The organism is Kineococcus gurbantunggutensis, assembly GCF_050871925.1.
Lineage (GTDB): Bacteria > Actinomycetota > Actinomycetes > Actinomycetales > Kineococcaceae > Kineococcus.
The window spans coordinates 1-8,465 of record NZ_JBJLSG010000187.1; the positions used below are offsets into that span (position 1 = coordinate 1).

Sequence of the window (8,465 nt, forward strand, 5' to 3'; positions counted from 1 at the left end):
GCCGGCGCGCGGGGCGCGCCGGCGCACCGGTGGCGGTGCGGGAGACGGGACTCGAACCCGCACGCCCGGAGGCACAGGAACCTAAATCCTGCGTGGCTGCCAGTTACACCACTCCCGCTCGCGACGGACGAGCCTAGCCCAGCGCGGCGGTGCGGGCGCGGCGTCCGCGCGATCGCCCGGGCGGGCGCCGCGGCGGGCGCTCAGCGGACGCCTGGCGGGTGCTCAGCCGCCGTCCAGGCCCAGCTCGCGGCGCAGCTTGGCCACGTGCCCCTTGGCCCGCACGTTGTACTGCGCCAGCTCCACCCGGCCGGCGGGGTCCACCACCACGGTGGAGCGGATCACGCCCACCGAGGTGCGCCCGTAGTTCGTCTTCTCGCCCCAGGCGCCGTACGCCTCCAGCACCGCGTGCTCGGTGTCGGACAGCAGCGGGAACGTCAGCCCGTCGCGCTCGGCGAAGGAGGCCAGCGTGGCCGCCGGGTCCGGGGACACGCCCAGCACCCTGTAGCCGGAGGCGGCCAGCGCGTCGAGGGAGTCGCGGAAGTCGCACGCCTGCGTCGTGCACCCCGGCGTCATCGCGGCCGGGTAGAAGTACACGACGACGTGCTCGCCGCGCAGCTGCGACAGGGTCACGGTGCTGCCGTCGTGGGCGGGCAGGGTGAAGTCGGGCGCGGGGTCGCCGGGGGCGAGGCGGGCGGTCATGCGCGCACGCTAACGCCCCGGCCCGCGCGCCCCGACGCCACCGCCGGGCGCGCCCCTCACGGCTCCCGGGCCGGTCCCGCGCGCGTCCCGGCGGGCGCCCCCGGTGCCTCCCCGGTGCGTCGCGGGTGCGCCCGGGGGGTCCGGGGCGGGCCCCTCCGGTACGGTTCGGCGGACGGCCGGGCCCCCGGGGCCCGGCGCAGCACCGGCGCCGGGCGGCACGCGCCCCCCGGCTGGAGACGACCCCGTTCGACGGGCAGGAGGTGGCCGTGACGGCCAGCGAGGGCAAGGCCGAGATCACCACGAGCGACCCGCGCGCTCTGGAGCGCGAGGTGGAGCTGCGGCGCGCGCAGCTGGCCGGGACGATCGACGAGCTGAGCGGCCGGCTGCAGCCCGCGGCGATCAGGAAGCGGGCGCTGACCTCGGCCCGCGAGAGGGCGACCGCCTTCGCCACCCACCCCGACGGCACCCCGCGCACCGGCCGCCTGGCCGCCGCGGGCGCCGCCGTCCTCGGCGTCACCGCGCTGCTCGTGGTGCGGGCGGTGCGCAAGCGCCGCTGACGCGCCCCGCACCCCCAGCGCCCCCGAGCCGACCCGGCTGCGGGGGCGCTACCGTTCCGCGGGTGAGCGCGCCCGCCGACCCCGCCCGCCTGCCCGTCCGCATGCTGCACGACCGCGTGCTCGTGTCCGCCGACGACGCCGGCGAGCGCAAGTCCTCCGCGGGCATCGTCATCCCCGCCACCGCCGCCGTCGGGCGCCGGCTGTCGTGGGCCTCGGTGATGGCGGTGGGCCCGCACGTGCGCCAGGTGCAGACCGGCGACCGGGTGCTGTTCGACCCCGAGGACAAGGCCGAGGTGGAGCTGGCGGGCAAGGGGTACGTGCTGCTGCGCGAGCGCGACCTGCACGCGGTCGCCGCGCCGCGCGTCGAGGACGGCCAGACCGGGCTCTACCTCTGAACGCGCCCGGAGCGCCCGCCCGCAGGAACGCCCGCTACACCCCGCTGGAGGCCGACGGGCCGCTGCCGTGGGACATGGTGCGCGCCGTGCCGGCCATCCGCCGCGCCCCGCACGAGTTCCTCGCCGGCGTCTCGCGCCGCTACGGCGGCACCGCCGCGATCCCGCTGCCGCGCACGCCCGTGCTGGTCCTCAACGACCCCGCCGGCGTGCGCCGGGTGCTGGTGGACAACGCCCGCGGCTACGGCAAGGCGACCGTCCAGTACGGCGCGCTGGCCTCGGTGACCGGGCCGGGGCTGCTCGCCGGCGACGGGGACACCTGGCGCCGGCACCGGCGCGTGGTGCAGCCGGCGTTCCACCACGGCTCCCTGGACGCGGTGGCCGGGCACGCCGTGGCCGCGGCGCGCTCGCTGCGCGCGGAGGTGGACGCCCTGCCGCCGGGGCGGCCCCTGGACGTGCTCGACGCCGTCTCGCGCGCCTCCCTGGAGGTCGTCGGGCGCACCCTGGCCGCCGCGGACCTCTCCGGCGTCGCCCAGCGCCTCGTCGAGGCGGTGGGGGAGGCGCTGGAGCTGGTGGTGGGCCGGGCCTCCTCGCCGGTGCCGTCCTCGTGGCCCACGCCCTCGCGGCGGGCGCTGGCCGCGCGGGTCGCCGAGATCGACGCGGTGTGCGCGCGCATCCTCGCCGAGCGCCGCGCCCGCGGCGTCGAGGAGGGCGCCTCCGACGTGGTCGGGCTGATGCTCGGCGCCGGGATGGGCCCGCGCGAGGTGCGCGACGAGCTCGTCACCTTCGTCGTCGCCGGCCACGAGACGGTGGCCTCCTCGCTGACGTGGACGCTGGACCTGCTGGCGCGCGAGCCCTCCGCGCAGCGGCGCCTGCAGGCGGAACTGGCCGAGGTGCTCGGCCCGCCCGGCGGCGCGCGCGAGCCGGTGTGGGCGGACCTGCCGCGGCTGCGCTACGCGCGCGCCGTCGTGGACGAGGCGCTGCGGCTGTACCCGCCGGCGTGGGTGGTCACCCGCCGGGCGCTGGCCGACGACGTGGTGGCCGGGGTGCCGGTGCCCGCGGGCACGCTCGTCATCGTCAGCACGTGGGCGCTGCACCGGGACCCGGCGCTGTGGCCGAGCCCGGGGCAGTTCCGCCCCGAGCGGTTCCTGGACGCCCCGCGCCGCGACGCCTACGTGCCCTTCGGCGCCGGCCCGCGCCAGTGCATCGGCCGGGACCTGGCGCTGGTGGAGGAGGTGTTCGTGCTGGCCGCGCTGCTGCGCGACCGCGCGGTGCGCCCGGTGCCGGGGCGGCGCAGCGGGGTGGAGGCGCTGGTCTCGCTGCGCCCGCGCGGCGGGCTGCGCCTGCTCGTCGAACCGCGCGGCACCGCCGTCAGCACCGCCGTCAGTACCGACGCTGCCGTCAGCACCGACGCCGCCGTCAGCACCGATCCCGGGGAGGGCCCGTGAGCCGCAAGGAGACGTTCGTGTTCGGCGACGGGGACGGGGTGCCGCCGCGGGTGGGCCCGTTCGCGCACGCCACCCGCTTCGGCGACCTGGTCTTCGTCACCGGCCAGATGCCCACCGACCCCGCCACCGGCGAGCTGGTGCCCGGCGGCCTGCCGGAGCAGGCCGAGCAGGTGCGCCGCAACCTCGCCGCGGTGCTGGCCCGCTTCGGCCTCACCTGGGACGACGCCCTGCACGTGCGGGTGTACCTGACGGACTTCTCCGGGTTCGAGGAGTTCAACGCCGCCTACGAGCGCTGGTTCAGCGGCCCGCTGCCGGCGCGCACCACCGTGGGCGTCACCGGGCTGGCCGTGGGCGCCGTCGTGGAGGTCGACCTGGTCGCCGGGGTGCCGCGGGACTGAGCCCGCGGGACAGGGCGCGCGGGACGGGGCGCGCGGGACGGGGCGCGCGGGACGGGGCGCGCGGGACGGGGCGCGCGGGACGGGGCGCGCGGGGGGAGCGCCCCCGGGGTGCGCGACTTAGAGTGACTGTTCGTGGCTTCAAGTGATGACGCGCGGGTGCTGGCGGCCCTGCGCACCCTGCTCGACCGGGCCCACCTGGCCAGCCCCGGCCAGGTGCCGGACGTCCTGGCCCTGGCGGGGCGGGAGCTGGGCTGGGAGGTGCTGCTGCACCTGGTCGACCACGAGCAGCGGGTGCTCCTGCCCGTCCCGGCCGCCGGCGCCGAGGCCACGCGCCCGCAGACGATCGACACCACGCTCGCGGGGCGCTGCTTCCGCGACGTCGAGCCCGTGAAGTGGTCCGGCGTCGGGCAGGGCGTGTGGCTGCCGGTGCTCGACGGCACCGACCGCCTCGGCGTGCTGAAGGTCACCGTCGCCGACCCCGCCGAGCTGGACGACCCCGGCTTCGGCGACCGCTGCCGGCTGTTCGCCCACCTCAGCGGGCACCTGATCACCGCCAAGTCCCACTACGGCGACGCCCTCACCCGCGTGCAGCGCCGCCAGCACCGCACGGTCGCCTCCGAGCTGCTGTGGCAGCTGCTGCCGCCGCTGACGTTCGCGTGCGAGGGGCTCGTGGTCGCCGGGGTGCTCCAGCCGGCCTACGCGGTGGCCGCCGACGCCTTCGACTACAGCGTCGTGGACGACGTCGCCCACCTGGCCCTCTTCGACGCCACCGGCCACGACCTCGCCGGCACCCTGCTGGCCGCGGTGGCGCTGTCGACGTACCGCAACCGCCGGCGCGAGGGCGTGGGGCTGCGCGGCACGGCCGTCGAGATCGACCGGTACGTCGCCGAGCAGGGCGGCGGGGAGAAGTTCGTCACCGGCGTCCTGGGGCAGCTGCACCTGCGCACGGGCCGGTTCCGCTACCTCAACGCCGGTCACCTGGCCCCGCTGGTCATGCGCCGCGGCAAGGTCGTCAAGGAGCTCACCGGCGGGCACCGCGTGCTGTTCGGGCTGCCCGGGGTGGAGGACCCCGTGGAGCTGCGGGTCGGCGAGGAGGTGCTCGAACCCGACGACTGGGTGGTGCTGCACACCGACGGCATCGTCGAGGCCCGCGGCGCCGACGGCGAGCTGTTCGGCCTGGAGCGCCTCACCGACCACCTCGAGCGCTCCGCCTCGGCCGCGCGGCCGGCGCCGGAGACGGTGCGCCGCATCGTCCACGCCGTGCTGGCCCACCAGGGCGGCGTCCTGCAGGACGACGCCAGCCTCCTGGTGGCCCAGTGGGCCGGCGGCGCCGAGCGCCGGATGCAGTCCGGCTGGACCGGGGCGGTCGAGCCGCAGCAGCTGGCGCCCCCGCACCCGCCCGGCGACGAGCCGCTGCGCCGCTGACGGCGGGGCGGCACCCGGCGCCCGTCAGGGCACCTCCACCGTCTCCGCCCGGCGCACCTCCGCCAGCGCCGCCTCCAGGTGCCGCGCCAGCGGCCGGCCGGTGGCCGCCACGAGGTCGGTCACCAGCAGCAGCGCGTGGCGCAGCACCGCCTCGTGGGGCGCGCGCGGCACCTCCTCGGCCTCCGGGTGCTCGCCCAGCGCGCCGACCAGCGCCACGACGAGCAGCTGCGGGTCCAGCCCGGCGAACCACGCCGGCGCCGAGCGCGCGCAGCGCTGCACCACCGCGCGCAGGTCGTCGGCGTCCAGGCCGTCGGGGTGCAGCTCCTCCAGCGCCCCGCGCAGCACCCGCCCCAGCACGGTGCGGGCCGCGCCGGGGTCGAAGGCCGCCAGGGCCGCGCCGGCCTCGGCGAAGGCGCCGGCGTCGTCGGCGCCCAGGGCGCGCACCGCGCCGGTCAGGGCGCGGGTCAGCACGGCGGGGTCGGTGGTGCGGGGCGAGGGGCTCACGGCGCCGATCCTGGCAGCGGCCCCCGACACGGGCGCGCACCGCCTCGAGTTGCCCGCCCGGCCCGGCTGCCTACCGTGGAGGGCGAGGTGCAAGAGCGCGCCTCCCGACCGGCCGCCCGGCCGTGCCCGCACCGCGCCCGCCGCCGGCGCGGCACGTTGAGGAGCTCACCATGGCCACCAGGACCAGCGACGGGACCCGCACGTCCCGCCCCCTCCGGCGTTCCCCGGTCCAGGCCACCGCGCTCGTCGTCGGCGCGGTGTTCGTCCTGGTGGGGATCGCGGGGTTCGTCCCCGGCGTCACCACCGACTACGACCGGCTCGCCGGCGCCGGGCACCACTCCGGCGCGATGCTGCTGGGCCTGTTCCAGGTCTCCGTGCTGCACAACCTGCTGCACCTCGGCCTGGGCGTCCTCGGCGTCCTGGCCGCCCGGACGGCCTCCGCCGCGCGCGCCTTCCTGATCGGCGGCGGTGTCGCCTACGCCGTGCTGTGGGTCTACGGCCTGGTCGTCGCCGACGACAGCCGGGCGAACGTCGTCCCGCTGAACACCGCCGACGACTGGCTGCACCTGGTGCTCGCCGTGGGCATGGTCCTGCTCGGCCTGCTCATGCCGCGCCGGGTGGACCTGAACGCCGCCCACCACCCCTGAGCCGTCCGCGGCCCGCGCGCGGGCACCGCGGAGGCCCCGGGGCGGTCCCGCCCCGGGGAGACGAGGAAGAAGGAGAGACCGTGAGCTCCGACGAGCGCTCGACGCTGCCCGTGCCCGACTACGACCACCTGCCGGTGGCCACCCTCGCCGACCGCATCCGCTCCCTGGACGCCGCCGGCGTGGGCGACCTCATCGTGTACGAGGAGGCGCACGGGGCGCGCGAGCCGGTCCTCACGGTCCTGCGGGCGCGCGCCGACCAGCTCGCCGCCGGCGCGCAGCCCTCCGGCGGGAACCCGGCCGGTGCGCAGCCCGAGCACGCCCCCGCCGCGCAGGGCCCGGGCCTGAGCCCGAGCACGACGAACGCGCCGCCGGTCAACCCGCCGTCGCACGGGGACCCGACGAACCCGGCGCAGCCGCGCGGCTGACCCGCCCCGCCGGCGCGACCGGCCCGGCGGCGTGCGGGACCCGGCCCCCCGAGTACCGCACGCCGCCGCGGGCGCGGGCCCCGATCGCGGCCCACACGCACACCGCCCGCTCCGCCGCCCACAGCGGCGCCCACAGCGCGGCCGTGGCCGGGTAGTGCGCGCGCCCGCCGTGCCGGCGCCGGCCCACCTCGGCCACCGCCACCGCGGCCAGCGCCCCGGCCCCGGCCGCCGCCGCCCCGCGCCCGCGGCGGGCCGCCAGCACCAGCAGCGGCAGCCACGAGGCCTCCACCGCCAGCCGCCACGGCTGGGCGAAGTCGTCGTAGGCCTGGCGCACCCGCTGGCCGGCGAAGTGCCGCGCGGTGGGCGGCAGGCGCCGCACGTACACGTCCGAGGCCGCCACGACGCGCCCGCCGGCGGCCTCGACCGTGCGCAGCATCTGCAGGTTCTCGAACAGCACGTCGCCGTCGTAGCCGCCCATGACCTCGAACGTGCTGCGGCGCACCGCGATCGTGCCGGGGTAGTCGGCGCCGAAGGCGCGGTTCACCAGGGAGCGGGCGGTGTCCCAGCGGGCGTGCCAGGGGGCGGGGGAGAACACGTTCTGCGGGCGCACCGCGTCCGCGCCGGCCTCCAGCGCCGCCACCACCGCCACCAGCTCCGCCGGCCCGTAGCGCACGTCGTCGTCGGCGACGACGACGTGCTCGTGGCGCGCGCCCAGCACGCCGGTGACCACCCCGGCGACCTTGCCGTTGCGGCCGGGCCAGGGGCGCGGGCGCACGTGCCGCACCCCCGCCGAGCGCGTCCAGCTCGCCGCGTGCCGGGCGAAGTCCTCCTCCGGCGAGCCGTCCACGACGGTGACGTCCACCTGCGCCGACAGCGCGTGCAGGTAGGCCGCCAGCTCGCCCACCTCGGCGTCCGGGCGCCCCGACCAGCGCAGCGGCACCACGTACTCCGCCACCGGCTCGCGGGGCACCGCGGCCCCGGGCGTCAGCACCACGGCGTCAGGACCACGGCGCCAGCAGCGAGGTGCGCCCGTCCTGCCAGCGCGCCAGCTGGTGCTCGCCGGCCAGCGCGTCCAGCGCCAGGCACGCCGCCGCGCCGAAGAGCACGTCCGCGGCCAGCTCCGGCTCGCGCCGGGCCAGCGCCCCGGCCAGGTCGCGCCCGGCGATCTGCTCGTGCACGGCGTCGGCCTGCACGTGCTCGTCGAAGAACCACGTCGCGTCCGCGTCGAAGCCCAGCCGGCGCAACCCGTTGCCGTACGCCTTGTTCGGCAGCGAGGAGGTCATCTCGAACACCGCCAGGTGCCCGACGATCGCCCCGCGCAGGCGGCGGTGCAGCCCGAACAGCGACATCGCGTTCGTGCCGACCAGGGTGGTGGCCGGCACCGAGGGCAGGTGGCGGCCGTAGGAGTCGTCCACCCCCAGCGCGCGCATCGTGCGGGCGAACAGCGCCGAGTGCATCCGCTCCGGGCGCCCGCCGCCGTACTCGTCGGCCTGCACCTCCACCAGCGCCGCCTTGGGCCCGCCGGCCAGGCGCGGCACCGCCCACGTGTGCGGGTCCGCCTCCTTCAGGTGGTAGATCGAGCGGTGCACCAGGAACTCGCGCACCTGCTCCACGGTGGCGTGCCGCTGCAGGAACGCGCTGACGCTCGGCCCGCCGTCGGCGGCGGCCATCGCGAACAGCGTCTCGGCGACGTCCTCGGCGGGCACCTCGGGCACCTCCACGAGCGCGCGCACCGCCGCCTCGAAGGGGCCCTCGAGCTCCTCGCGCACGCCGAGCAGGCCCAGGTCCCACTCCAGGGCGTCGTCGACGCCCTCCAGGCCGCGGTAGTGCAGCTCGTACAGCAGGAACAGCGACAGCTGCACGTCCTCGTCGCGCAGCACGGGGGGGGGGGGGGGGGGGGGGGGGGGGGGGGGGGGGGGGGGGGGGGGCGGCGGGGGCCCCCCCCCGCCCGCGCCGGGGGGGGGCCGGGG

Annotated in this window: 11 protein-coding genes and 1 tRNA gene; 7 read left to right on the top strand and 5 right to left on the bottom strand. The window is 78.4% G+C overall.

All coding sequences use genetic code 11. The features are described 5' to 3' along the window. Positions 1-36 precede the first annotated feature (36 nt). Both ACRYR7_RS22380 and bcp read right to left on the bottom strand, forming a co-directional pair. Positions 37-118, bottom strand: a tRNA-Leu gene (locus tag ACRYR7_RS22380). A gap of 104 nt (positions 119-222) precedes the next feature. Beyond that, positions 223-699: a thioredoxin-dependent thiol peroxidase gene (gene bcp / locus ACRYR7_RS22385; RefSeq protein ID WP_432574321.1), complete on the bottom strand. Its 477-nt coding sequence runs from the start codon at positions 697-699 to the stop codon at positions 223-225. A 266-nt stretch (positions 700-965) separates the two neighbouring features. On the opposite strand from bcp, the gene ACRYR7_RS22390 reads away from it, so the two are divergent. The 5 genes from ACRYR7_RS22390 to ACRYR7_RS22410 all read left to right on the top strand — a co-directional run bounded on the left by ACRYR7_RS22390 (position 966) and on the right by ACRYR7_RS22410 (position 4,919). Then, positions 966-1,256, top strand: coding sequence for a DUF3618 domain-containing protein (locus ACRYR7_RS22390; RefSeq protein WP_432574322.1), 291 nt, complete (start codon positions 966-968; stop codon positions 1,254-1,256). A gap of 101 nt (positions 1,257-1,357) precedes the next feature. Further along, positions 1,358-1,651, top strand: a complete 294-nt coding sequence (locus ACRYR7_RS22395) for a GroES family chaperonin (RefSeq protein WP_432574330.1) — start codon at positions 1,358-1,360, stop codon at positions 1,649-1,651. A gap of 62 nt (positions 1,652-1,713) precedes the next feature. After that, positions 1,714-3,096: a cytochrome P450 gene (locus ACRYR7_RS22400; protein ID WP_432574331.1), complete on the top strand. Its 1,383-nt coding sequence runs from the start codon at positions 1,714-1,716 to the stop codon at positions 3,094-3,096. Next, positions 3,093-3,494 carry a RidA family protein gene (locus ACRYR7_RS22405; RefSeq protein ID WP_432574323.1) on the top strand — a complete coding sequence of 134 codons (402 nt, stop codon included), beginning with the start codon at positions 3,093-3,095 and terminating at the stop codon, positions 3,492-3,494. The genes ACRYR7_RS22400 and ACRYR7_RS22405 overlap by 4 nt, the downstream gene beginning before the upstream one ends. Positions 3,495-3,626: 132 nt before the next feature. Beyond that, on the top strand, positions 3,627-4,919 hold the full coding sequence (locus tag ACRYR7_RS22410; protein ID WP_432574324.1) for a PP2C family protein-serine/threonine phosphatase: 1,293 nt from the start codon (positions 3,627-3,629) through the stop codon (positions 4,917-4,919). 24 nt (positions 4,920-4,943) lie between these two features. Here the strand turns inward: ACRYR7_RS22410 and ACRYR7_RS22415 are convergent, their stop codons facing one another. Beyond that, positions 4,944-5,423, bottom strand: coding sequence for a hypothetical protein (locus tag ACRYR7_RS22415; protein ID WP_432574325.1), 480 nt, complete (start codon positions 5,421-5,423; stop codon positions 4,944-4,946). A 170-nt stretch (positions 5,424-5,593) separates the two neighbouring features. Between ACRYR7_RS22415 and ACRYR7_RS22420 the strand changes: the two genes are divergently transcribed. Then, positions 5,594-6,070 (top strand): DUF4383 domain-containing protein, encoded by a 477-nt coding sequence (locus ACRYR7_RS22420; protein WP_432574326.1) that lies wholly within the window; start codon positions 5,594-5,596, stop codon positions 6,068-6,070. An 80-nt stretch (positions 6,071-6,150) separates the two neighbouring features. Then, positions 6,151-6,495, top strand: a complete 345-nt coding sequence (locus tag ACRYR7_RS22425) for a hypothetical protein (protein WP_432574327.1) — start codon at positions 6,151-6,153, stop codon at positions 6,493-6,495. On the opposite strand, the gene ACRYR7_RS22430 is transcribed toward ACRYR7_RS22425, so the two are convergent. Then, on the bottom strand, positions 6,443-7,489 hold the full coding sequence (locus tag ACRYR7_RS22430) for a glycosyltransferase family 2 protein (RefSeq protein WP_432574328.1): 1,047 nt from the start codon (positions 7,487-7,489) through the stop codon (positions 6,443-6,445). The genes ACRYR7_RS22425 and ACRYR7_RS22430 overlap by 53 nt on opposite strands. 4 nt (positions 7,490-7,493) lie before the next feature. Continuing rightward, on the bottom strand, positions 7,494-8,375 hold the full coding sequence (locus tag ACRYR7_RS22435; protein ID WP_432574329.1) for an iron-containing redox enzyme family protein: 882 nt from the start codon (positions 8,373-8,375) through the stop codon (positions 7,494-7,496). Between the last annotated feature and the right edge of the window lie 90 nt (positions 8,376-8,465).

Coding starts and splice junctions, on each gene's coding strand:
- ACRYR7_RS22395 (WP_432574330.1), top strand. CDS start 1,358: ATGCTGCACGACCGCGTGCTCGTGTCCGCCGACGACGCCGGCGAGCGC.
- bcp (WP_432574321.1), bottom strand. CDS start 699: ATGACCGCCCGCCTCGCCCCCGGCGACCCCGCGCCCGACTTCACCCTG.
- ACRYR7_RS22420 (WP_432574326.1), top strand. CDS start 5,594: ATGGCCACCAGGACCAGCGACGGGACCCGCACGTCCCGCCCCCTCCGG.